This window comes from Staphylococcus sp. GDY8P67P (genome assembly GCF_017892545.1).
GTDB classification, from domain to species: Bacteria; Bacillota; Bacilli; order Staphylococcales; family Staphylococcaceae; genus Staphylococcus; species Staphylococcus ureilyticus.
This window is the reverse complement of the sequence record NZ_JAESLH010000033.1, coordinates 1-25,712: the sequence shown is the minus strand read 5'-3', so window position 1 is coordinate 25,712 and position 25,712 is coordinate 1. Positions and strand designations below refer to the sequence as shown.

The window sequence follows — 25,712 nt, the reverse complement described above, 5'->3', positions numbered from 1 at the left end:
CTTAAATCAACCTTCAACACCCATTCAACCTTAATCACCTTAACTTGAGAGAATTATTGCAGTCCTTCCCTTTCTTTTTAATAATCAAGTAACACTTGAACTTCATCTAAAGTAGGTATACTCTCAATAGCGCCATATTTTGTAGTAACTTTTGCAGCAACGATGTTACTAAATTGAAGCATAGTTCCACCTTCTCGTTTTAATGCTTCTATCGGATTGATAATATCAGATGCTGCTAATCTATTAATTAATGCACCTACAAAAGCATCACCGGCACCAGTCGTATCTATTGCTTTCACTTTATAACCACCATGACTAAGCACGGTACCATCTTTGAAATGAATTTCAGCACCTTCTTTACCCTTAGTGTATATAACAGCTTCTACACTACCTTGGAATAACCAAGCGATTGCTTCTTTTTCATCTTTTTTTCCAGTGACGAATGACAATTCTTCGTCTGAAATTTTAAGTATATGTGCTGATGGCAAGAATTCACGAATTGCATTTTTACATTCCGCTTCACTTGGCCATAATGGCAACCGTACGTTAGGATCAAATATAATCGTACCATTTGCTGATTTCACTTTATTTATTAACGATTTATGCGCTTGTTTCATTGGACTATCTACGAGATCAACAGAACAAAAATGTAACATATCATTTTCTGTTACAGTTATTGCATCTATATTGCTAGGTTGATATAACATATCTGCTGATGGTTTACGATAAAATGAAAAATCTCGTTCTCCTTCTTTGGTTAAACTTACAAATGCTAAAGCTGTGTTCGCTTCATCTGTTCGTCGGATATAGTTTGTAGACACACCAATATTACTTATTGTTTCTACAATTAAATCACCAAAAGCATCGTTTCCTAACTGAGTGATCATAGCTGCTTGACCACCTAATTTTGTGGTTGTACAAGCAACGTTACAAGGTGCGCCGCCTACTTGTCTTGTAAACCCTTCTACGTCTTTTAATTTTGAATCTTTTTGATTAGGAATAAAATCGATAAGTGCTTCGCCGATTGCAAGTAAACGTTTCATTTATTGTCCACCCTTTATATCATATTTTGTGAAATTGAGAAAGGCTTGCCCAGATTCAGTAGAAGCTTTAAATCCTATCGCATCATCATCTGTAAAAATTCTTGAAGTCATTACACGCTCACCATCATTACAAAATAATTCAATGCTAGATGTATCAACGAACATTTGTAATTGTGATAAAGGTGTATCCAAATAAGTGCTACGTGTTTTACCTTCTACTGGTTCTGGTAATGCGCCACTTTCACTACGATCTAATGTAATTTTTTTATTTTTTGTATTATAAGCGATGCGCAAAGATTGTGATTTTGAGGCTCTTATTTCAAAATATATTTCAGTAGCTTCGTTTTCCAAGATATCAATAATCAATTCAAATTGTTTACCTTCATATGGTTTTAAGAATCGCGTAAATTTATTAGCGTAACCTAATGCTGTTTCTTTATTCGTTCTTAATTGTTGAAGTGCTTTAATAGGACGTTGTTTTAAATTGCCTTGTTCAATTGTCAAAATACGCGGAATTGTTAAACAATGCGCCCAACCATCTGAATCTGTAGGATAGGTCACTTCTGGTAAGCCCATCCAACCAATGAGTATTCTGTCGCCAAATTCATCTGTAAAAGTTTGAGGCGCATAAAAATCAAAACCATAATCTAATTCATGAAAATCACCATGATCCATAACAAGGTGATCTATGTCGTATTGCCCCATAATATAACCAGATTGGTAAATATTCCTGAATTTTTCACCCTCCGGTTCAATACCTTGTGGACAAAATAACAGTAAATCGAAGCCATCTAAATTAAAATAATCTGGGCATTCCCACATAAAACCAAACGCCTCAAGTTTTGTTTTTATTTCTCCTTGAAATGTCCAGTTCACAATGTCTGTTGATTGGTATTGAAGTATTCTTCCATATCCTTCTTCATTTTGTGCAGCAATGACTGCATAGTAAATTCCATCTTTAACAAACACTTTAGGATCTCTAAAATGTTGTGTATATCCTGACGGCGGTGCTGCTATTACTGCTTTTGGAAATTTTTGAACCTCGCCATTATCGAGTACTTTAGCTATATGTTGTGTCGACTTTCTATTCCAATTTTCATCTCTATGATTTCCTGTATACATATAATACAAGTTATTGTGATATGTAAATGCGCTGCCGCTATAGACACCATGACTATCATCTTTTGTATCTGGTTTTAGTGAAATCCCTTGATCTTCAAAATTTATTAAATCTTTACTTTTATATGTATACCAATATTTCAAACCATGGACTGCTCCTAAAGGAAACCACTGGTGTGAGATGTAGTATTCTCCTTTATAATAAATTAGACCGTTAGGATCATTTAAGAGTCCTGTTTTAGGCTGTATATGAAATAATTGTCTATATTTAGATTGATTCACAAGCTCAGTTAATTCATCCATTACTTCTTGATCAATATCTTCGTAACGCTGATAACGTTCATCTCTTGTCCATTCACTCACTTTATTTCCTCCTATTTTTAACTACTACTTTCCGGATATTGTCCATCTCAATTCAACTCAGCATAACATTTATGCATCATTTGTTTTTATTTCATTCCTATTTAATTAGATTTGTCTTTTTATCGATTCAAAGCGCTATGGCTTCTCTTCTTCAATATCATTACACCTTGTATGATGTTTAATCAATATATGATTCCTATGACTAAGACCACATCAGATCAACAATGCTTAACATAAGTTCTGTTTCATCAACATTCATCCCTATAAATAGTTTCTAACTTAATATTAATATTAGTATAGCTTTATTAAATGCCTTAATTTAACTTTTCGCACATTATTTTGACATCATAAATATTCATATAGACTGTAATTGAAATGATATTCTATCATCTGACAGACAATTCGCTTTGATATGTAAATCATTTTTACTATCTCTTCCAATCAATCTACTTGGCACTGTAAACATCCTCTATTTTATCATATTGTAATCCCTTTAAATACTATTAAAAATCAAAGTCAACTTGCTTTATAAACACTTTTAACAATTGACAACTTTATGAATAACACTTTCAAAAAATCATCAATATACTTTGTTAGTTTTAAGAAAATTTATAAATAGTTCAACTCGGACTAACCTCGTTTAACCTTACAACGCGTGTAACTAAATGAGAAATTTTTATAGAACTAAATAAAGTCCGAAACATAAAATATGTCTCGGACTTTTTTTCTGTAGTCAGCCTTTAACGAAGTGAAATCACTTCATATAGCATTGTGTTTTATCTTATTCAGATATTCAAATTTAGTTTTATATCACTATGCTTTCTGAACAGTGATTGTCCAAGAAGCATCATCAAGTTGTTCATAATTAGTAACTGGGTAACCTTCTTCAGCTGCCCAATTTGGAATTGCTTCAGTTGCTTGGGTACAATCAAAATCAATTTTTAATTCGTCCCCGTTCTCTAAAGTAGTCATTTTCTTCTGTGCTTCAATCAAAGGAAAAGGACAAACCATACCTACTGTACCTAATTCATATACCATAATGAAATCCTCCTAAAAAATAAAATTTACGTCGTCTGTGTTTGTGTAGAAACTTTTTGCGTTGTAGATTTTTGAGCTTTTCTCATTGGTTTGATAAATATGAAGTAACTCATAAACCAAGCACCTAATATCATTGATGCAAGCGCGATCCAACCTTTCCAAGACATTGTAGCTGTTTCAACTAAACCATTTCCGATAGAGCAACCGCCTGCTACTGATGCACCAAATCCCATACATACGCCACCAATAACACTATTGCGGATTGTTTTTTTATCTGGTAATCTCCACTTAAATTCTCTAGCACCTTTTGCTGCAATATAAGAACCACCAAAGATACCTAAAACAAGAAAGACACCCCAATCTAATAGTTGGACATCACCAGTTACAAAGAATTGAACAATGTTTGCAGATGGTGTTGTAATGCCTAAACCGTACATTCTACCAGTAGATTCACTCACTGGCCAAGCCAATAATGCAATGAGTCCAACTGCAATAGCTGCAACAAATGGATGGTATTTTTTTTCAAATAAATAATAGCGAATTCCTGTAAATTTTTGTTTTAACTTTGGTACGGCAATTTTGGGTTTTGGTTTGCGTAGTGTTTTTACAACAAATATGAGCGTTATCATTGTTAATAAAGTGACCCAAATCCATGTCGGAATACCTGTAGTTTGAGCCATACTTGTATTTACATTAGTAGGTTTATTGATACCGTCCATTAAAGGTAATAATAAACCAAATTTAGTAGCAGCTGATGTAAATGCATATGCAATAAGTGCTATCCAACTACCAATTAATCCTTCTCCTGCTCTATACCATGTGCCAGTTGCACAACCGCCTGCTAATATAATGCCAATACCAAAAATAAATGAGCCAATAACCGTACCTATGATTGGATATGTGGACTCTGGTATTTGCACTAACCCTGTTGAAGTTAAAACGAGTAGTCCGATACTTTGAACGGATATTGCTATTAATAAGGCATAAAACATTTTATTACTTTTTTGGATATACATATCCCTAAATCCACCAGCAAGACAAAACCGTGTACGTTGCATGACAAACCCCAAAAGTCCGCCTACGATTAAGCCACTGATTACTAACCACGTCATAACATTACCTCTTTTCCGATGAAATCAATATGAATTATCATATTAGATTTACACTGAAATTTCAACCTTTCTGTTTTAAGTCTTATGAAAAGATGTGCTATGAAAACTTGCTAGTAAAAAAACTTTGCATAGACAACTAAACATCAAAAATGTTTGCATCTATACAAAGTTAATATTAAAAATTATTATTTATTACTGTAATTTTTCATAAAGAAAAGTAAAGATTGTAGTTCAATCCCTAAATCAATATGATGAACTTGAACATCTGATGGCGTATAAACACGTGTTGGTGTAAAATTTAAAATCCCTTTAATGCCAGCTCCAACTAATGTATCTGCAACTTGTTGTGCTGCATTTTCAGGCGTTGTTAATATCACGACATCAATTTGCTCTTGCTTTAAGACATCGGTGATTTTCGAAAATGGGCTTACAACCACATTGCCTATTTGTGTTCCTATCACATCATCTCGTATATCGAACGCCTCTGTAATAGTCATTTCATCATGAATAGAAAAATTATATGTTAGTAATGCTTTACCTAGGTTCCCTACACCTACGATGGCTATTTTAATTTCATCATTTTCACTTATTTCATTTTTAAAAAAATGTAACAAGCTATCAATATTATAACCATACCCTTTTTTGCCTAATTCACCAAAATAAGAAAAATCACGACGAATTGTTGCAGAATCAATGTTCAAACCTTCACTAATTGTTTTAGAATTAACTCTGTCTATCCCTTTAGATTTCAAAGTATTGACGAAACTATAATATAACGGTAACCGTTTTAACGTGGCACGAGGAATCTTTTCGCTTTGGTTAGCCAAGATCTTGTCCTCCTATACTATAATGTCTAATTAATCTTATAATTACTACAACATTATACATTAATACATTATAAAAATAAACACTGGTAGTTTTAACAACACGCAGAATACGGTAGAATGATAATGAATAGAGAGGTGCAAAATCGGATGATATTATTACAATTAAATGACATTACTAAATCATTCGACGGAGAAGATATTTTTAACAATGTAGATTTTGAAGTGAAAACTGGTGAACGCATTGGTATCGTAGGACGTAACGGTGCTGGTAAATCTACATTAATGAAAATTATTGCTGGCGTCGAAGGTTATGATAGTGGACATGTTTCAAAAAGTAAAAATTTAAAACTTGGTTATTTAACACAACAAATGACACTCAACACAAACCAAACTGTGATTGAAGAAATGTCTAAACCTTTTGAAAATATGAAAAAGCTAGAAGCTGAAATGAAAAAAGAAACAGATTGGTTAGCACAACATGCAAATGCATATGATACAGACGAATATAAAAGTCATATCGATCGTTATGAATATTTATCCAATGAATTCGAACAACAGGATGGATATCAATATGAAAGTAAAATAAAAACCGTGCTCCATGGACTGAATTTTACTGAAGCGGATTTCAATCGCCCTATTAATGATTTTAGTGGTGGTCAAAAAACTAGGCTTTCATTAGCCCAAATGTTATTAAGTGAACCTGATTTATTATTACTTGATGAACCTACTAACCATTTGGATATGGAAACAACACAATGGTTAGAAAGTTATTTAAACTATTTTAAAGGTGCTATTGTTATCATTAGCCATGACAGATATTTTTTAGATAAAATAGTCAATCAAATCTATGATGTAGCCCTTGGCGATGTGCAACATTATATAGGTAATTATAAACAATTTATTGAAAAAAGAGATAAGTATTATGAAAAACGCATGCAAGAATATGAACGTCAACAAGATGAGATTAAACGCTTAGAAACTTTTGTTGAGAAAAATATAGCAAGGGCTTCAACTACTGGTATGGCAAAAAGCCGTAGAAAAATGCTTGAAAAAATGGAAAGAATCAATAAACCAATGATTGATGCCAAAAGTGCTAATATCCAATTTGACTTTGATAGAAATACAGGAAATGATGTTTTCCATATCAAAGATTTAGATATTGGATATGAGCAGCCAGTTACCAAAGGTATCAATATTGAAGTGACTAAAGGAGACCATATCGCCATTATTGGGCCTAACGGTATCGGAAAATCGACTTTAATCAAAACAATTGCAGGTATTCAACCGAAATTGAACGGAGAAATCACTACTGGTGCAAATTTAAAAATCGGTTACTATGATCAAAAACAAGCTGAATTCAAATCTAGTAAAACAATACTAGATTATCTGTGGGACCAATACCCTTCAATGAATGAAAAAGATATTCGCGCAGTACTCGGCCGATTTTTATTTGTACAAGAAGATGTTAAAAAAATCATTAATGACCTTTCTGGTGGTGAAAAAGCTAGATTGCAATTAGCTTTATTAATGCTTGAGCGTAACAATGTACTTATCTTAGATGAACCTACAAATCATCTCGATATAGATTCAAAAGAAATGTTAGAGCAAGCATTGGATCATTTTGAAGGTACGATTTTATTTGTTTCTCACGATCGTTATTTTATAAATCAACTTGCAAACAAAGTTTATGATTTGGACATTCATGGTGGCACAATGTATTTAGGAAATTATCAATATTTTATTGAGAAAAAAGAAGAAAATGAAGCAATTCAAGCTAAAAAGGAAAATGAAACTTCACATCAAACAAAACCAATTGAATCACAAAATGATCATTATACTGATCAAAAACTTCAAAAACGTGAACAACGCCAAATTGAACGACAAATTGATGAATGCGAAACTAAAATAGATAACTTTGAAACTAAAATCAATGAAATCAATGAAATGCTAACTCTACCAGATATATACAGTGATCCAGAGGAAGCAAAGCGTTTAGCTAACGAGAAAGAAAATAACGAACAAGCATTAGAACAAGTTATGTCAGAATGGGCAGAATTACAAGAAAAGTTAATTTAAAGCATATTTGAACTAAAAGTACGAAAATGAAAAATTCATTTTTCGTACTTTTTTATTAACTTTTTACACATTAACTATTCACAACTTTAACCCTATCATCAAAGCTATCCACAGAGTTATCCTAGTTATACACAGGTAAAATGTTACTTTTTCGCCAATGAATATTCAGAAAACAATGTATGTCCACACATTTGCCCACGACTTATCAACAAGTTATACACTAATTGTTGATAAGTACGCACGTTCTCTATTGACATCTATAAATATTTAACTTAAATAGCGATTTGTATATCAATTTATTTCATGACATAATAAAGCATATTAATCTAGTATGAGGTGAAACTTATGTTTCCTATTCTTTGGTTCCTAATCGCTTTAATAATTGGAACAACTCTTTTATTTATTATCACAACAATCATTGCCAATAAAAAGTTAATACATGATATCAAACCTTTATGGTCCTTAAGAAAGCCTTTAGAATCTTTTGTACGACCAAATCACAGGTATAGTTATCAATTCGATACATATAAACACCAGTTTGATGAAACAAATCTGATAGATGATAAAACTTACGCAGACTTGAATTTAAAAGCCCTTTTCGACAGCATGAACTTTAATTTTACTGCTATTGGTGAGATGCGTTTATATGCAACTTTAAGGAAAATGTTTACCATTCATAATCAGATGTTAATTCAAAAATTTAAAAATGACGAACTTTTTCGACTAAAGATATCGACCCACCTTGCTAAAATCGGTAAAGCGATTTATCCAACGTTCCCTGATCAACTAACCACAGTGAAACGCAATCATCTGTATATGTTGACTACATATTTACCGTTAGTCTTTTTACTGTTTGCATTTTTAAAACCTGAAATCGGTATTCTTTTAACTATACTTGTTGCTATATTTAATATGATTTTAAGTGGCGTACTCAAAAGGACATTTGATCAAGACTTAAATTCATTATTTTATACATCAAATGTTATTAAAAAGGCTTATGCAATTCACAAAATAGATGGTGCGCCTACCATTGATGTTGATTTTAGTCATTTTAAAGTTGCTCGTAGGCTAAGTGGTCTATTGGGAAGAGTTAATACAGCAGAAGATTCTATGATATTTGCATTCTTATTAAAAGCAATATTTATGTTGGACTACCATATCTTCCATTTAATACAACATAGCTTTAAAAAATATGAAGCTGAAGTTATGGCGTGTTATGAATATATAGGAAGTATAGACAATCACTATGCAATAGCATTGTGGAGAGAGACATTAACACAATATGCATTGCCTCAAGCAAGTAATGATGATTCAGTAGAATTTGAAGCACTTACACACCCACTGCTTGTCGATGCTATTTCTAATGATTTAGTAATTAATAGTCATATATTATTAACTGGTTCGAACGCGTCAGGCAAGTCAACATTTATGAAAGCAATCGCCTTAAATCTTTTACTCGCTCAAACGATAAATACAGTTACAGCAAAGTACTTTAAATATAAACCTGGCTTAATTTTCACCTCCATGGTGAACCAAGATGATATCTTGTCTGGCGATAGTTATTTTATGACAGAAATCAAATCTATTAAACGATTGTTTGATTTAAAAACAGAGGATAAAATTTATTGCTTCATTGATGAAATATTTAAAGGGACTAATACAACAGAACGAATTGCCGCTTCTGAATCCGTGTTAAATTATTTAGGCAATAGCCAAAATTACGAAATCATAGCTGCGACCCATGATATTGAATTAGCTACATTATTAGAATATCAGTACAAAAACTTTCACTTTAACGAAACAATTTATGAAAATGAGATTGCTTTTGATTTTAAAATTAAACCTGGCAAAGCAGATACAAGAAATGCAATTGAATTATTAAGAATCTTAAAATTTCCTAATCAAGTATATACACGTGCTAAAACATCCTCCAATCAATTCCTTTAAGTCTTAGACCGAATCATTTAACTATAAATGCGCTAATAAATACAGAAAAGGAACAATGAAGTTTGTATTTGCTTCATTGTTCCTTTATTTGTTTTAACTATTTTATTCAGCATTAATCATCCAAGTTATACCGAAAGGATCATTAAACATGCCATATAATTCTGACCACTCCGTTTTACCTAACGGCATTGCCTCTTCACAACCAGCTGCTATTGCATTGTTAAAGAAATCGATGGCTAGTTGTTTATCCGCTTCATTACTATGATCAAATGTAAATGTTACAATTGCACCACTATTATCGATTTTTTTATTTTTCCATGTGTCACTACAATAAAATGTTTCACCTAAAACTTTAAATGAAGCATTCATTGTAAAGTTTTTGTCTACTTGGAATTCTTCTGGCATATCTTTAAACATTTCATGGTCACCACCAATACGTTGAATATCTGTGGCACCTAAATTTTTTTCATAAAAGTCTAATGCTGCTAAACTATTTTCAAAATTAAAATACTGAACTGATTTCATTGATAAGCCGCCTCCTGATAATGTAATTCTAAATTTACATTATTCTATATAGTATGACTATACATTAAAATATATACCCCTTTTTTAATATTTAAACATTTGAACTTAATAATATTTATAATGTACATATTTTTTTATTTAACGAAATACATAGCATTAAACTTTTAAAAAAGAAGTAGAAACATCAAACATTGATTTAATATTCCTACTTCCTAATTTCATATATAATTAATCTAAGCTGTATCCATTTTTATAGAGATAATATCATATTAAGTTAATATTACACTAAATGAAGTGATTACATTTTTAAATGTTCATCCTATCAAGTTTAATTGTTTATTGAAAATTGCTCTATATCCATATCATTAAATCCATTTAATGACATGTCACCAACAAATCCAGCTTGATATAAATAATGTGCTGCAGCACCAATCATAGCAGCATTATCTGTACAAAGTTTTGGGCTCGGTATTCGCAAATTAATCTCATGTTGCTTACAGGATTTATCAAGCGCTGCTCTTAAACCTTTATTACTGGCGACACCACCCGCAATAATTAACTGTTTCACATCATATGCCTCACAAGCTGACACTGCTTTGCCAACTAAAACTTCGACAACACTATTTTGAAAACTCGTTGCTACATCTTCAGGTTTTATTTCAGCTCCTTTTTGTCGTAAATTATGCAATTTATTTATGACTGCACTTTTTAATCCACTAAAACTAAAATCGTAACTATTAGCCTCTAACCAAACTCTCGGGAAATTATAGCTATCTTGACCTTTTGCAGCTAATCGATCAACTTGTGGCCCACCTGGATAGCCTAAACCAATCGTTCTCGCCACTTTATCATAGGCTTCGCCAACAGCATCATCTCTAGTTTCTCCTATGACTTCAAAATTCAAATGATCTTTCATGTATACTAGTTCAGTATGCCCACCTGACACGATTAATGCTATTAAAGGAAATTGTAATGGTTGTTCTAAATGATTCGCATAAATATGTCCTGCAATATGATGTACAGGTATCAATGGTTTATCGTAAGCAAAAGCTAACGCCTTAGCTGCATTAATGCCTACTAACAATGCACCTATGAGTCCAGGACCCTGAGTTACCGCTACTGCATCTATATCTTCCATGGATACATTTGCTTCATATAATGCTTGATCAATTGTCGTTGTAATACCTTCCACGTGGTGCCGGCTAGCGACCTCAGGTACCACACCTCCAAATCGCTTATGACTTTCAATTTGACTCAATACAATATTACTTAAAATTTCTGTGCCTTGCTTAATAATGCTTACACTTGTTTCGTCACAACTTGACTCAACTGCTAAAATCAATGTTTGATTACTCATTTAAATTCACCCACATCACTATTGCATCCTCACCTTCACCATAATAGTTCTTACGTTTGCCTCCAAATTGGAATCCTAAATTTGTATACACATGTTGTGCCACCACATTATCTATCCGAACCTCTAAACTCATAATTTCACATTTGGTTTGTACATAATTCATCGCATATTTTAATAATAATTGTCCTAATCCATAGCCTCTATATGATTTATCTATCGCAACTGTTGTAATCTGCGCTTGGTCTATCACTATCCAAATACCAATATAACCAATAATCACACCATTAAACTCAATTATAAAATAATGTGCAAACTCATTCTGTTCTATTTCATGATAAAAAGCATCGATTGTCCAACTACTGTCGTTAAAACTATTTCTTTCAATATCAAATACTTGAGGTACATCCTTCAAAGTCATCAAGCGTATATTTAGTTCTTTTTCTGTTGGTTTAACCAATTTCTTTCGGCCTCTGACAATTTAATATAATTGGGTTTAAATTGATGTATATCTTCAGTAGTTTCAACTAAATGCTTCATATATTTTGCTTTTGGTATATTAGGTATGCAATCACTATCTAATAAATCTTTTACTTTTTCAGTGTCTATGCCAACAAATACATATGGTTTTCCCATTCTATGTAATAAGTTGAGAAGTTCTTGTATTGGTAAATATTGATCTTCTTCTACTTGGAGCAATTGGTTTCCATTATATCGATAAACTCCAGTGTATACTGCTTCTCTACGTGCATCAAATATCGGCACCAAAAGTCGTTCATCGTCTTGAACAGTTGCAGCTAACGCTTTTAGCGAAGAAACACCATATAGTTCAGCATTCAATGCATAGGCCAAAGTTTTAGCAACCGTTACGCCAATTCTAAGTCCAGTATAAGAGCCAGGTCCTTGCGCGACAATAATCGCATTTATTTCTTCTTTTGCAATTCCACTCTCATGAAACAACTGTTGAATCGCCGGCATTAACTGAGTAGAATGATTTTGCTTCACGTTAGTATTGATTTCACCTAGTACTACATTATTTTGCATAACTGCAACAGACAACGGTTGATTAGATGTATCAATCAACAGATAAATCATGTTCAACGGCCTCCTTTAACGTTTTGTAATGTTGACCTACTGCTTTCATTTCTATATTTCTTGTCGTTTCATTTATGGTTTTAATATCTATAGTTAGGTGATTATTTGGTAAAAATGATTCGATAAATTCACTCCACTCAATCAATGTGACAGCTTGATCTTCAAAATATTCATCAAATCCCAAATCTTCTTCACTATCTTCTAATCTATAGCAATCCATATGATGTAACTTAAATGCGTTTCCTTGATAAGATTTAATGATGTTAAACGTTGGAGAATTTATATTGCGTTTTACGCCCATAGCTTTACCAATAAATTGCGTTAATGTTGTCTTACCAGCACCTAAATCACCATTTAATAAAATAATGTCCCCTGCAGATAAATGTTTCGCTAACAATTTTGCAAAATGTTCCATACTTTCTAAATCATTTATTTTAATCATATGTCTCTCCTTTTTAACGACACTTCCAAATCAATTGGATTAGTGTCGCATATGCTTGTGCATCGCTCAAGTATTTCTATTTACTTCCAAATCAATAATGATGGATAAAAAATGTTTTAAATTCACTAACATTAAAAGTGACTACTTTCTTATTGATTTTTATCAGCACTAAATGATCATCTATTACTTTAATACTTTATTATCATTAAATTAACTACTATAGTTTAACAAATTTTTTCTTATTTTACTTCAAACTAAAACAAGTTCCAACATTTTGAAATTATTTGAATTGATAGAAAATTTAAAAAAATCATTGACAGCACAAGTTCAATATAGTAAATTTAATTTATCGAATTTTTAGACAATTCAATTTAACACATTAACAGATAAACCATTCTAACGGAAAGGAGCATAATAAGATGACCAAATATACAATGCAATACCAACCAACAACTTCAAATATTTTAGTCATTTTATTATGCTATTAGGACTGGAACTTTAGTAAAGAATCTACTAAATGTTTAAGTCCTATTTCTAGTTGAATGGGACTTGAAAGCGTCCCAATTATTTATTGGGACGCTTTTTTATTTTCAAATTTATGGGGGAATTAATATGAGAAGCGATATGATCAAAAAAGGAGATCATCAAGCTCCAGCAAGAAGCCTTTTGCATGCAACAGGTGCTTTAGAAAAACCAACAGATATGAATAAGCCTTTCGTAGCTATATGTAATTCATATATCGACATTGTACCAGGACACGTTCACCTAAGAGAATTAGCTGACATTGCTAAAGAAGCAATTCGAGAAGCAGGTGCCATCCCCTTTGAATTTGACACAATCGGTGTAGATGATGGTATTGCAATGGGACATATTGGAATGAGATATTCACTGCCATCTAGAGAAATTATTGCCGATGCTGCAGAAACAGTTATCAATGCACACTGGTTTGATGGTGTCTTTTACATACCGAACTGTGACAAGATTACACCTGGCATGTTACTAGCAGCTGTAAGAACCAATGTTCCAGCTATTTTCTGTTCAGGTGGACCTATGAAAGCAGGTTTATCATCACAAGGTAAAGCATTAACACTTTCTTCAATGTTTGAAGCAGTTGGAGCATTTAAAGATGGTTCAATTTCAAAAGATGAGTTTTTAGATATGGAACAAAATGCTTGCCCTACTTGTGGTTCATGTTCTGGTATGTTTACAGCAAATTCAATGAATTGTTTAATGGAGGTTTTAGGCTTAGCTCTCCCATATAACGGTACAGCCCTAGCAGTAAGTGACCAACGTAGAGAAATGATTAGAGAAGCAGCATTTAAACTTGTTGATAATATCAAAAATGACATTAAACCAAGAGATATTGTTACTAAAGAAGCAATTGATGACGCATTTGCTTTAGACATGGCTATGGGGGGATCTACCAATACAGTACTACACACATTAGCGATTGCAAATGAAGCTGGCATTGATTATGACTTATCAAGAATAAATGAAATTGCGAAAAAAACGCCTTATTTGTCAAAAATAGCACCAAGTTCTTCCTATTCTATGCATGATGTACATGAAGCTGGTGGCGTTCCAGCTATCATTAACGAATTATTTAAAAAAGAAGGTACACTTCATCCAGACAGAATTACAGCCACAGGTAAAACACTTCGTGAAAATAACGAACACAAAGAGATATTAAATAGTGATGTAATCAGACACCTTGATAATCCATACGATAAACAAGGTGGCCTTTCAATCCTTTATGGTAACTTAGCTCCTAAAGGTGCGGTTATCAAAGTCGGTGGTGTTGATCCTTCAATTAAAGTCTTTAAAGGAAAAGCAATTTGTTTTGATTCACATGATGAAGCAGTTGAAGCAATTGACAATCACGTAGTACGTGAAGGTCATGTGGTTGTGATTAGGTATGAAGGCCCTAAAGGTGGACCAGGAATGCCGGAAATGTTGGCCCCTACATCATCTATTGTAGGAAGAGGGTTAGGTAAAGACGTTGCATTAATCACTGATGGTAGATTTTCCGGAGCAACACGAGGTATTGCTGTTGGTCATATTTCACCAGAAGCAGCGGCGGGTGGACCTATCGCTTTAATTGAAAACAACGACGATATCACAATTGATTTAACAAACAGAACATTAAATGTAGAAGTTACAGACGAAGTATTAGAATCTAGAAAACAAAACTTGAAACCATTTAAAGCAAAAGTGAAAACAGGTTATCTTGCACGCTATACAGCATTAGTAACGAGTGCTAATACTGGTGGTATTATGCAAGTACCTGAAGATCTCATTTAAGGAGTGAGTATGATGTCTAAACAAACTGAAATACTTGAATATGAAAAATCAGAAAATTTAGATTATTTTGAAACAGCAGAAGCAATTGAGCCCGAAGTTGAATTAGAAAAAGAAACAATTGATGAAATGAAATCTGGTTCAGAATTATTAGTAGATTCACTTGTAAATGAAGATGTAGATTTTATATTTGGTTACCCTGGTGGTGCTGTACTTCCACTATATGACACATTTTATGATGGGAAAATTAAACACATTCTAGCGAGACATGAACAAGGTGCTTCACACGCTGCTGAGGGTTATGCGCGTGTTTCTGGAAAAACTGGTGTCGTTGTCGTTACAAGTGGTCCTGGAGCAACAAATGCAATCACTGGTATTGCTGATGCTTATAGTGATTCACTACCGCTTGTCGTTATCACAGGTCAAGTTGCAACAGCTGGTATAGGGAAAGATGCTTTCCAAGAAGCAGACTTGCTTTCAATGACTACACCGATAACTAAACATAATTATCAGATTAAAAATGTAAATGAAATACCTAAGATAATCCATGAGGCATTTCACGTAGCAAACTCAGGAAGAAAAGGACCAGTCGTTATTGACTTCCCAAAAGATATGGGAATCTTATCTACTAACGCAGAAGTATCAAACGAATTGAACCTACCTGGTTATTCAGTTCCTAATCAACCAGACAAAACAGAAATTCAAAAATTACGTGATTATTTAAAATCTTCTAAAAAACCTGTGGTTTTATCAGGAGCTGGTGTAAATCACGCTAAGGCTAATGAAGTTTTCACTGAATTTGTTACACGACATCAATTGCCTGTAGTTAGTACTTTATTAGGGTTAGGTGCCATACCATATGAAAATCCCCTATTTTTAGGTATGGGGGGAATGCACGGATCATACGCAAGCAATATGGCATTAACAGATTGTGATTTACTTATAAACTTTGGCAGTCGTTTTGATGACAGACTTGCAAGTAAACCAGATGAATTTGCACCTAATGCAAAAATTGTTCATATCGACATTGATCCATCAGAAATAAATAAAATAATCAAAGTTGATTTAGGTATTGTTGCAGATTGTAAAGCAACTTTAGAAGCATTACTTGAATTCGACAGCTATTCAATCAACCATGATGACTGGTTAGAAACATGCTTTAACAATAAAGCAGAGCAACCTTTTGCATACAAAGAAGATCCAGATGGTACATTTTCAAAACCACAACGTACTATTGAATATATAGGAAAAATTACTAATGGTGACGCAGTTGTTACAACTGATGTCGGTCAACATCAAATGTGGGTTGCCCAATATTATCCATTTAAAAATCACGGTCAATTAGTTACGAGTGGTGGCTTAGGAACAATGGGCTTTGGCATACCTGCAGCAATAGGTGCAAAATTAGCTGAACCTGATAAAACAGTCGTAGCTTTTGTTGGCGACGGTGGTTTCCAAATGACCAATCAAGAGTTAGCAATACTAGAAGAATACGATTTAGACATAAAAGTTGTAATTATAAATAACGGCACGTTAGGTATGGTTAAACAATGGCAAGATAAATTCTTTAACAAACGTTTCTCTCATTCCGTATTTAATGGACAACCTGATTTCTTAAAATTGGGAGAAGCATACAATGTGAAAGGTTTCCTTATCGATGATCCAACACATTTAGAAGAACAACTAGACGCTGCTTTTGAACACAAAGGGCCTGCTCTCATTGATGTTCGTATCTCACCTATCGAACCTGTTAATCCAATGGTGCCTAGCGGTAAAGCTAATTATGAGATGGAGGGATTATTATGAGACGCACATTTAGAACAAAAGTTTTAGATAAAGCTGGTACTTTAAATAGATTAACGAGTATCTTTGTTCGCAGGCAATTTAACATTGTCACGTTATCAGTTACTCCAACGAGAGAAGATGGCGTTTCTAATATCACATTTGTAGCGGAAGTCCCAGATTCAGATGTTTTAAGAAACTTAATTAGCCAATTGGAAAAACAAATAAATATTATTGATGTAGAAGACATCACTGATACAAACACTTACAACAGAGAATTAGTGCTTGTGAAATTAGAAACACCAAGTAACCATCAAGATTTACAAAAAGTAATTAAACCTTATGATGCGCTAGTCTCTATTTTAAAAAATGAGGATCCTTACACCTATCTTCAAGCCTCAGGTCCACAATATACAATGGATAATTTATTAGATGATCTATCATCATATAACATTGAACAAGTTTCAAGAACTGGTTCAGCCGGTTTAGTTTAAAACACAATTCATCAAACTATATTTAAAACATGGAGGATTTTATTATGACAACAGTTTATTATGACCAATCAGTAACGAAAGATGCATTACAAGGTAAAAAAGTAGCCATCATCGGCTATGGTTCACAAGGACATGCACATGCGCAAAACCTAAAAGATAACGGCTATGACGTGATTATTGGCATCAGACCAGGTCGTTCATTTGACAAAGCAAAAGATGATGGTTTCGAAGTATATCCTGTAAATGAGGCAGCAAAACAAGCTGATGTCATCATGGTATTATTACCAGATGAAATTCAAGGACAAGTATATAATGAAGAAATTGAACCTAATTTAGAACCAAATAATGCACTTGTTTTCGCACATGGCTTTAATATTCACTTTAATGTTATTCAACCACCTGAAACAGTAGATGTATTTTTAGTAGCACCAAAAGGGCCTGGACATTTAGTTAGACGTACTTTCACAGAAGGTAGCGCCGTACCCGCCCTATTTGCAGTTGAACAAGATGCAAGTGGTGAAGCAACCGATTTAGCACTAAGTTACGCAAAAGGTATTGGTGCAACTCGTGCTGGGGTTTTAGAAACATCATTTAAAGAAGAAACTGAGACAGATTTATTCGGTGAACAAGCAGTACTTTGTGGTGGTACAACAAAACTAATTCAATCTGGTTTTGAAACATTAGTTGAAGCTGGTTATCAACCAGAAATTGCTTACTTTGAAGTTTTACATGAAATGAAATTAATTGTTGATTTAATGTATGAAGGTGGCATGGAAAACATGCGCTATTCAATCTCAAATACAGCTGAATTTGGAGACTATGTATCAGGACCACGCGTAATCACTCCAGATGTTAAAGATAATATGAAAGCAGTACTTAACGATATTCAACAAGGAAACTTCAGCGATCGTTTCATCAAAGATAACGAAAATAATTTTGAAGAATTCCATAAACTACGTGAAGAACAACATGGACATCAAATTGAAGCGGTTGGTAGAGACCTACGTGAGATGATGCCATTTATTAAATCCAAGAGTATTGAAAAATAATTAGTTTTATGGTGATGCCTGAAGAATCAAGAGAAGTCCCCTACTTTAATTTTTAGGACAATTTTAGATTCTTCGGCTCATTCATCATATTGAACTAAAATCTATTTATTAGGAGATGTTTAAAATGACTAGCCATATTCAAATTTTTGATACGACACTAAGAGACGGAGAACAAACGCCAGGCGTAAACTTTTCCTTCGATGAACGCTTAAAAATTGCTAAACAACTTGAAAAATGGGGTGTTGATATCATCGAAGCTGGTTTCCCTGCTTCAAGTTCAGGTAGTTTTAAATCCGTAGAAGCGATTTCTAAAGCATTAACAACCACTGCTGTTTGTGGCTTAGCACGTTGTGTCAAAAAAGATATTGATGCAGTGTATCAATCAACAAAAGAGGCAGTAAAACCTAGAATACATGTGTTCTTAGCAACTAGCCCTATTCACCGTGACTCAAAACTCATGATGTCCAAAGAAGAAGTGTTAGCATCAATCAAAGAGCATGTTGCTTATGCTACAGAATATTTTGACGTCGTTCAATTTTCACCAGAAGATGCTACAAGAACGGAACTACCTTTCTTAATCGAATGTGTTCAAACTGCAGTTGATGCGGGAGCAAGTGTCATTAATATACCTGATACAGTTGGATTCAGCTACCCTACAGAATATGGCAAAATTTTTAAAACACTCCAAGAAAGCATTAAAACGAATCATGAAGTTATTTATAGTGCACACTGTCACGATGATTTAGGCTTAGCTGTTGCAAATAGTATGTCTGCAATTGAAAATGGTGCAAAACGCATTGAAGGTACTTTAAATGGTATTGGTGAACGTGCAGGTAACACAGCCCTTGAGGAAGTTGCACTTGGCCTATACGTTCGACAAGATCATTATGGTAATCAAACACAAATAAATCTCGAAGAAACTAAAAATACATCTGATTTAATAGCACGATATGCAGGAATTCGAGTCCCAAGAAATAAAGCTATTGTCGGACAAAATGCTTTTAGTCACGAATCAGGTATTCATCAAGATGGTGTTCTTAAAAATCCTGAAACTTATGAGATTATGACACCACAATTAGTAGGCGTCAAAACAACTGAATTACCGCTCGGTAAATTATCTGGTAAACACGCTTTTTCAGAAAAATTAGTTGCATTGGGGTATGATGTGGATGCTGAAGAACAAAAAGAACTATTTAAGCAATTTAAAACAATTGCTGATAAGAAAAAGTCTGTTACTGACAGGGATATACACGCTTTAATTCAAGGAACTGAACATGAACAAAATGCCATCTATAAAGTTGAAGCTCTGCAACTACAATTCGTCTCAAATGGACTACAAAGTGCTGTCGTAGTAATTCAAGATAAAGATGGAAATACGTATCAAGATTCAAGTATTGGTACTGGATCAATTGTTTCTGTATATAATGCAGTAGATCGAATTTTCAATCGCAAAACTGAACTTATAGACTATCGTATTGAATCTGTAACTGAAGGTACTGATGCACAAGCAGAAGTACATGTCCAAATTAAAATTGGAGATCAAATCGTTACTGGTGTAGGTATTGATCATGACATCTTATTAGCATCATGTAAATCATATGTTGAAGCACATGCTAAATACGTTTCTAATTCAGAAGTGAAAGAAGGTATTCACTCATGAGTTATAAGATTGTAGCACTTCCAGGGGATGGGATTGGACCGGAAATTTTAAATGGTTCACTAGAAATTCTTTCACAACTGAGTAATATCTATAATTTCGACTATGAAATAGAAACGCATGATTTCGGCGGTATTGCTATAGATAATCATGGTACGCCACTACCTGATACGACACTAAGTGCTTGTAAACAAGCAGACGCAATTCTATTGGGTGCTGTCGGTGGCCCAAGATGGACAGACCCTAATAATAGACCTGAACAAGGTCTGCTTGGTATTCGAAAAGCTTTAGGTCTATTTGCTAATATTCGCCCCACTACAGTAACGAGTGGTACCAGTCACTTATCACCTATTAAAAAAGAGCGTGTAGCTGGTACAGATTTTATTTTAGTGAGAGAGTTAACAGGTGGTATTTACTTTGGTGAACCAAAACATTGGAATGAGGATAAAGCTTTAGATTCCTTAACTTATACACGTACAGAAATAGAACGAATTGCAAGAGTTGCTTTTGATTTAGCTCAAAACCGTCGCAAAAAATTAACTTCTGTAGATAAGGAAAATGTACTTTCTTCCAGTAAATTATGGAGAAATGTAATAAATGATGTATCTAAAGACTATCCAGATGTTGAAGTTAATCATTTACTTGTAGATGCTTGTGCAATGCATATCATTACAAATCCTTCTCAATTTGACGTCATTGTAACAGAAAATTTATTTGGAGATATATTAAGTGATGAGGCATCTGTAATTCCTGGCTCGCTTGGTCTTTCACCATCAGCTAGTTTTAGTGAAAAAGGACCAAGACTTTATGAACCCATTCATGGTTCTGCACCTGATATTGCAAATAAAGATATAGCAAATCCATTCGGTATGCTTTTATCAGTGGTTATGTGTTTAAGAGAAAGTCTTAATGCACCAGAGGCTGCTCATAGATTAGAATCAGTTATTTATCAACTTATCGAAGATGAAAAAACAACTCAAGATCTCAATGGTAAGTATAAAACGACTGATATTTTTAAATTTATTAAACAAAATCTTTAAAAAGGAGGAGATGTCATATGGGTAAAACACTATTTGACAAAGTTTGGAATAAGCATGTCTTAACCGGTAAAGAAGGTGACCCACAATTATTATATATAGACCTACATCTTATACACGAAGTCACATCTCCTCAAGCTTTTGAAGGACTTAGACTACAAAATAGAAAGCTGCGCAGACCTGATTTAACCTATGCGACGCTGGACCATAACGTTCCAACAGTTGATATTTTTAATATTAAAGATGAAATTGCTAATAAACAAATAACAACGCTTCAAAAAAATGCCAAAGAATTTGATGTGCATATTTTTGATATGGGTTCTGACGAACAAGGTATCGTGCATATGGTTGGTCCTGAAACTGGACTGACACAACCTGGAAAAACAATCGTATGCGGAGACTCTCATACAGCTACACATGGTGCTTTTGGTGCTATTGCATTTGGTATTGGAACTAGTGAAGTCGAACATGTTTTTGCAACACAAACACTATGGCAAACAAAGCCAAAAAATTTAAAAATTGATGTTACTGGTAAACGACCTACAGGCGTATATGCAAAAGATATTATTTTACATCTTATTAACCAATATGGTGTTGATTTTGGTACTGGATATGCACTTGAGTTTTCAGGTGAAACTATTCGTAGTCTATCAATGGAAGCAAGAATGACGATTTGTAATATGGCGATCGAGGCTGGTGCAAAGTATGGGATGATGGCGCCTGATGAAACTACATTTGAATATGTAAAAGGAAGACCTTATGCAACAAACTTTGCATATGATGTAGATGAATGGCGTGAACTTTACACTGATGATGATGCAAATTTTGATAAAATCATACGACTTGATGTTTCTGATTTAGAACCACAAGTTACTTGGGGTACTAGCCCTGAAATGGGTGTTAGCTTTAATACACCATTTCCTGAAATTAATGATGTTAATGATGAACGGGCCTATAACTATATGGGACTAAAACCTGGCCAAAAAGCAGAAGATATTGATTTAGGTTATGTATTTTTAGGTTCTTGTACGAATGCTCGACTATCTGATCTAATAGAAGCAAGCCATATTGTAAAAGGAAATCAAGTGCATCCTAATATTACAGCAATCGTCGTTCCTGGTTCTAGAACAGTAAAGATAGAAGCAGAAAAATTAGGTCTTGATAAAGTGTTTAAAAATGCTGGATTTGAATGGAGAGAACCTGGTTGTTCAATGTGTCTTGGTATGAACCCTGACCAAGTACCTGCTGGTGTGCATTGTGCATCAACAAGTAATCGTAACTTTGAAGGACGCCAAGGCAAAGGGGCTCGAACACACTTAGTCTCCCCTGCTATGGCAGCTGCTGCAGCCATTAACGGGAAGTTTGTAGACGTAAGAAAGGTGGTTGTATAATATGGAAATCCAACCTATCACAACCTATACTGGTAAAGTTGTTCCATTATTTCATGATAATATTGATACTGACCAAATCATACCAAAAGTACATTTAAAACGAATTTCTAAATCTGGTTTTGGACCTTTTGCTTTTGATGAATGGCGCTACTTAGAGGATGGATCCGACAATCCAGATTTCAATCCAAATAAGCCAGAATACCAAGATGCCACGATTTTAGTAACTGGGGATAATTTTGGTTGTGGTTCGAGCCGTGAACATGCAGCTTGGGCAATTAAGGATTATGGTTTTGATATTATTATTGCTGGTAGTTATAGTGATATCTTTTATATGAACTGTACTAAAAATGCGATGTTACCTATCGTATTAAATGAAGAAGAACGTCAATACATTGCCAAAGCAGGTAAAGTCACTGTTGATTTACCTAATCAAACTGTGACTGCGAATGATAAAACATTTCACTTTGATATTGATGAAACGTGGAAAAATAAACTTGTTAATGGACTTGATGACATTGCTGTAACACTACAATTCGAAAATGAAATTCAAACATATGAAACGTCAAAAGCTTTTTAACGAAACTTAAATAAAGGTGTGAAATTTATGGCTGTCAAAACAACTGTTTCTTCAAAAGATATAGATGAAGCTTTCTTACAATTGAAAGATGTTGTTAAAGAAACTCCTTTGCAAAAGGATCATTACTTATCGCTTAAATACGATTGTGATGTCTATTTAAAAAGAGAAGACTTACAATGGGTTCGATCTTTTAAATTAAGAGGTGCTTATAACGCAATTATAGCGTTAAATGAAAATGATAGACAAAACGGAATTACATGTGCAAGTGCAGGTAATCATGCACAAGGTGTTGCTTACACTGCCAACAAACTTAATTTAAATGCTGTTATATTTATGCCAGTAACTACACCTCTTCAAAAGATAAATCAGGTGAAATTTTTTGGTGGTAGTAACGCTGAAGTTGTGCTTACCGGCGATACATTTGATGATTGTCTAAAAGAGGCACTTACGTATACTCAAGATAATAAAATGAATTTCATCGATCCATTTAATAACATTTATACAATCGCTGGCCAAGGTACGTTAGCTAAAGAAATTTTAAAACAATCTAAAGAGGATAACATTCAATTTGATTATTTATTCGCAGCTATAGGCGGTGGTGGGTTAATTTCAGGGGTAGGCACTTACTTCAAAGAACATTCACCACAAACTTCTATCATTGGCGTAGAACCTGCCGGTGCGAGTAGTATGTATGTCTCTGTTGTACTAGAAAATCAAATAGTAACTTTACCTGAAATTGATAAATTTGTGGATGGTGCATCTGTAGCAAAAGTCGGTGAAATCACATATGATATTGCCAAAAATGTAGTAGATGACTATATTCAAGTACATGAAGGCGCTGTTTGTTCAACGATCTTGGACATGTATTCTAAACAAGCAATTATTGCGGAACCTGCTGGTGCTTTAAGTGTTTCAGCATTAGAACAATATCGCTCAGAAATTAAAGGTAAGACAGTTGTTTGTGTTGTAAGTGGCGGTAACAATGATATCAACCGTATGAAAGAAATTGAAGAACGTTCTTTATTATTTGAAGAAATGAAACATTACTTCATTCTCAACTTCCCACAAAGACCTGGCGCATTAAGAGAATTTGTAAATGACGTACTTGGACCAAAGGATGATATTACTAAATTTGAGTACCTTAAGAAAAGTTCTCAAAATACAGGAACTGTCATCATCGGCATACAATTAAATAACCATCAAGATTTAGATAACTTAAAGTCGAATGTCAATGAATTCGATCCTTCCAATATCTATATTAACGAAAACAAAATGCTTTATTCACTATTAATTTAAAAGTCTAGCTTATGCTAGACTTTTACTTTATATAAAGTACCACTTGCAGTTCTTCGAACTGGAAGTTAAGCTCCTTTTACGTAAAAAAAAGACCCTTTCGGGTCTTGATTGCCTGGCAACGTCCTACTCTTGCGGAACGTAAGTCAGCTACCTTCGGCGCTAAGCAGCTTTCCTGACTTCAGACAAGCGCTCGCATCTTTCCTCAGTTTCACGCTTTCCTCACTCACTTACCGCTTGTAAGCTCATTTCGTCTCTCGTTTACTTCGTCAGCTTCAAACGCTTTCTTTTGTCAGTTTACAGTTCTTCGAACTGGAAGTTAAGCTCCTTTTACGTAAAAAAAGACCCTTCCGGGTCTTGATTGCCTGTAAAGTCACACTTCTTAATTTTAATTTTTACGTTTCACACTTATATATCTTATAAATTTATATGTTATTGGAATAGTGTGACTTATACATGAGCTTTAGCTCATGTATTCCTCTTTACCTACTCTTGCGGAACGTAAGTCAGCTACCTTCGGCGCTAAGAAGCATCCCTGACTTCAGACAAGCGTTCGTAAAGTACCACTCTCAATTTATTGAGATAGCGGTACTTATGCATGAGTTTTTGCTCATGCATTCCTTTTACTATTTCACGCTTTCCTCACTCACTTACCACTTGTAAGCTCGCTTCGTCTTTCGTTTACTTCGTCAGCTTCAAACGCTTTCTTTTGTCAGTTTACAGTTCTTCGAACTGGGAAGTTAAGCTCCTTTTATGTAAAAAAAGAGACCTTTCGGTCTCGGCTCATCCATCCTATTTACTTGCCTGTAAAGTCACACTTCTTAATTTTAATTTTTACCTTTGACACTTATATATCTTATGAATTTATATGTTATTGGAATAGTGTGACTTATGCATGAGCTTTAGCTCATGTATTCCTCTTTACCTACTCTTGCGGAACGTAAGTCAGCTACCATCGGCGCTAAGCAGCTTTTCTGACTTCAGGCAAGCGCTCGTAAAGTACCACTCTCAATTTATTGAGATAGCGGTACTTATGCATGAGTTTTTGCTCATGCATTCCTTTTACTATTTCACGCTTTCCTCACTCACTTACCGCTTGTAAGCTCATTTCGTCTCTCGTTTACTTCGTCAGCTTCAAACGCTTTCTTTTGTCAGTTTACAGTTCTTCGAACTGGGAAGTTAAGCTCCTTTTA

Annotated in this window: 21 protein-coding genes; 11 read left to right on the top strand and 10 right to left on the bottom strand. The window is 34.0% G+C overall.

Annotation, left to right across the window (positions count from 1 at the left end; genetic code table 11):
• Nucleotides 1-77: 77 nt before the first annotated feature.
• The 5 genes from KA833_RS13210 to KA833_RS13190 all read right to left on the bottom strand — a co-directional run bounded on the left by KA833_RS13210 (nt 78) and on the right by KA833_RS13190 (nt 5,502).
• Nucleotides 78-1,043: a carbohydrate kinase family protein gene (locus tag KA833_RS13210; protein ID WP_070039265.1), complete on the bottom strand. Its 966-nt coding sequence runs from the start codon at nt 1,041-1,043 to the stop codon at nt 78-80.
• The gene (locus KA833_RS13205) at nt 1,044-2,525 is read right to left on the bottom strand and encodes a sucrose-6-phosphate hydrolase (protein ID WP_064209765.1); all 1,482 of its coding nucleotides are present in this window, start codon (nt 2,523-2,525) and stop codon (nt 1,044-1,046) included.
• A gap of 813 nt (nt 2,526-3,338) precedes the next feature.
• Nucleotides 3,339-3,563, bottom strand: coding sequence for a sulfurtransferase TusA family protein (locus KA833_RS13200; RefSeq protein ID WP_019469551.1), 225 nt, complete (start codon nt 3,561-3,563; stop codon nt 3,339-3,341).
• A gap of 26 nt (nt 3,564-3,589) precedes the next feature.
• Nucleotides 3,590-4,675: a YeeE/YedE family protein gene (locus tag KA833_RS13195; protein ID WP_210127881.1), complete on the bottom strand. Its 1,086-nt coding sequence runs from the start codon at nt 4,673-4,675 to the stop codon at nt 3,590-3,592.
• A 185-nt stretch (nt 4,676-4,860) separates the two neighbouring features.
• Nucleotides 4,861-5,502: a redox-sensing transcriptional repressor Rex gene (locus KA833_RS13190; protein WP_210139578.1), complete on the bottom strand. Its 642-nt coding sequence runs from the start codon at nt 5,500-5,502 to the stop codon at nt 4,861-4,863.
• Between the two features lie 147 nt (nt 5,503-5,649).
• On the opposite strand from KA833_RS13190, the gene KA833_RS13185 reads away from it, so the two are divergent.
• Together KA833_RS13185 and KA833_RS13180 are read left to right on the top strand one after the other, a co-directional pair.
• Nucleotides 5,650-7,578 (top strand): ABC transporter ATP-binding protein, encoded by a 1,929-nt coding sequence (locus KA833_RS13185; protein WP_070658274.1) that lies wholly within the window; start codon nt 5,650-5,652, stop codon nt 7,576-7,578.
• A gap of 345 nt (nt 7,579-7,923) precedes the next feature.
• A complete protein-coding gene (locus KA833_RS13180; RefSeq protein WP_192946553.1) occupies nt 7,924-9,525 on the top strand; it encodes a MutS-related protein in 1,602 nt (533 codons plus the stop codon).
• Nucleotides 9,526-9,627: 102 nt separating this feature from the next.
• Here the strand turns inward: KA833_RS13180 and KA833_RS13175 are convergent, their stop codons facing one another.
• From KA833_RS13175 to tsaE, 5 genes are all read right to left on the bottom strand, one after another.
• A complete protein-coding gene (locus KA833_RS13175; protein ID WP_064209770.1) occupies nt 9,628-10,050 on the bottom strand; it encodes a VOC family protein in 423 nt (140 codons plus the stop codon).
• Between the two features lie 328 nt (nt 10,051-10,378).
• The gene (gene tsaD, locus KA833_RS13170; protein ID WP_070658270.1) at nt 10,379-11,407 is read right to left on the bottom strand and encodes a tRNA (adenosine(37)-N6)-threonylcarbamoyltransferase complex transferase subunit TsaD; all 1,029 of its coding nucleotides are present in this window, start codon (nt 11,405-11,407) and stop codon (nt 10,379-10,381) included.
• Nucleotides 11,400-11,864 carry a ribosomal protein S18-alanine N-acetyltransferase gene (rimI, locus tag KA833_RS13165; RefSeq protein WP_210127883.1) on the bottom strand — a complete coding sequence of 155 codons (465 nt, stop codon included), beginning with the start codon at nt 11,862-11,864 and terminating at the stop codon, nt 11,400-11,402. The genes tsaD and rimI overlap by 8 nt, the downstream gene beginning before the upstream one ends.
• Nucleotides 11,837-12,499: a tRNA (adenosine(37)-N6)-threonylcarbamoyltransferase complex dimerization subunit type 1 TsaB gene (tsaB, locus tag KA833_RS13160; RefSeq protein WP_046206530.1), complete on the bottom strand. Its 663-nt coding sequence runs from the start codon at nt 12,497-12,499 to the stop codon at nt 11,837-11,839. Before tsaB ends, rimI begins: the two co-directional genes overlap by 28 nt.
• Nucleotides 12,480-12,941, bottom strand: a complete 462-nt coding sequence (tsaE, locus tag KA833_RS13155) for a tRNA (adenosine(37)-N6)-threonylcarbamoyltransferase complex ATPase subunit type 1 TsaE (RefSeq protein ID WP_070039252.1) — start codon at nt 12,939-12,941, stop codon at nt 12,480-12,482. The genes tsaB and tsaE overlap by 20 nt, the downstream gene beginning before the upstream one ends.
• Nucleotides 12,942-13,553: 612 nt before the next feature.
• Between tsaE and ilvD the strand changes: the two genes are divergently transcribed.
• From ilvD to ilvA, 9 genes are all read left to right on the top strand, one after another.
• Nucleotides 13,554-15,242, top strand: coding sequence for a dihydroxy-acid dehydratase (ilvD, locus tag KA833_RS13150; RefSeq protein WP_064210000.1), 1,689 nt, complete (start codon nt 13,554-13,556; stop codon nt 15,240-15,242).
• Nucleotides 15,243-15,254: 12 nt separating this feature from the next.
• Nucleotides 15,255-17,045 (top strand): biosynthetic-type acetolactate synthase large subunit, encoded by a 1,791-nt coding sequence (ilvB, locus tag KA833_RS13145; RefSeq protein ID WP_210127885.1) that lies wholly within the window; start codon nt 15,255-15,257, stop codon nt 17,043-17,045.
• Complete coding sequence (gene ilvN, locus KA833_RS13140) at nt 17,042-17,515, top strand: acetolactate synthase small subunit (RefSeq protein WP_046206534.1); 474 nt, start codon at nt 17,042-17,044, stop codon at nt 17,513-17,515. Before ilvB ends, ilvN begins: the two co-directional genes overlap by 4 nt.
• A gap of 44 nt (nt 17,516-17,559) precedes the next feature.
• The gene (gene ilvC / locus KA833_RS13135; protein WP_046206535.1) at nt 17,560-18,564 is read left to right on the top strand and encodes a ketol-acid reductoisomerase; all 1,005 of its coding nucleotides are present in this window, start codon (nt 17,560-17,562) and stop codon (nt 18,562-18,564) included.
• 124 nt (nt 18,565-18,688) lie between these two features.
• A complete protein-coding gene (locus KA833_RS13130; RefSeq protein ID WP_107360304.1) occupies nt 18,689-20,224 on the top strand; it encodes a 2-isopropylmalate synthase in 1,536 nt (511 codons plus the stop codon).
• Complete coding sequence (gene leuB / locus KA833_RS13125; protein ID WP_064210003.1) at nt 20,221-21,261, top strand: 3-isopropylmalate dehydrogenase; 1,041 nt, start codon at nt 20,221-20,223, stop codon at nt 21,259-21,261. The genes KA833_RS13130 and leuB overlap by 4 nt, the downstream gene beginning before the upstream one ends.
• 17 nt (nt 21,262-21,278) lie before the next feature.
• Nucleotides 21,279-22,649, top strand: coding sequence for a 3-isopropylmalate dehydratase large subunit (gene leuC / locus KA833_RS13120; protein ID WP_210139576.1), 1,371 nt, complete (start codon nt 21,279-21,281; stop codon nt 22,647-22,649).
• A gap of 1 nt (nt 22,650) precedes the next feature.
• The gene (gene leuD / locus KA833_RS13115; RefSeq protein ID WP_107526306.1) at nt 22,651-23,226 is read left to right on the top strand and encodes a 3-isopropylmalate dehydratase small subunit; all 576 of its coding nucleotides are present in this window, start codon (nt 22,651-22,653) and stop codon (nt 23,224-23,226) included.
• Between the two features lie 27 nt (nt 23,227-23,253).
• The gene (gene ilvA, locus KA833_RS13110; RefSeq protein ID WP_210127887.1) at nt 23,254-24,522 is read left to right on the top strand and encodes a threonine ammonia-lyase IlvA; all 1,269 of its coding nucleotides are present in this window, start codon (nt 23,254-23,256) and stop codon (nt 24,520-24,522) included.
• Nucleotides 24,523-25,712: the final 1,190 nt, after the last annotated feature.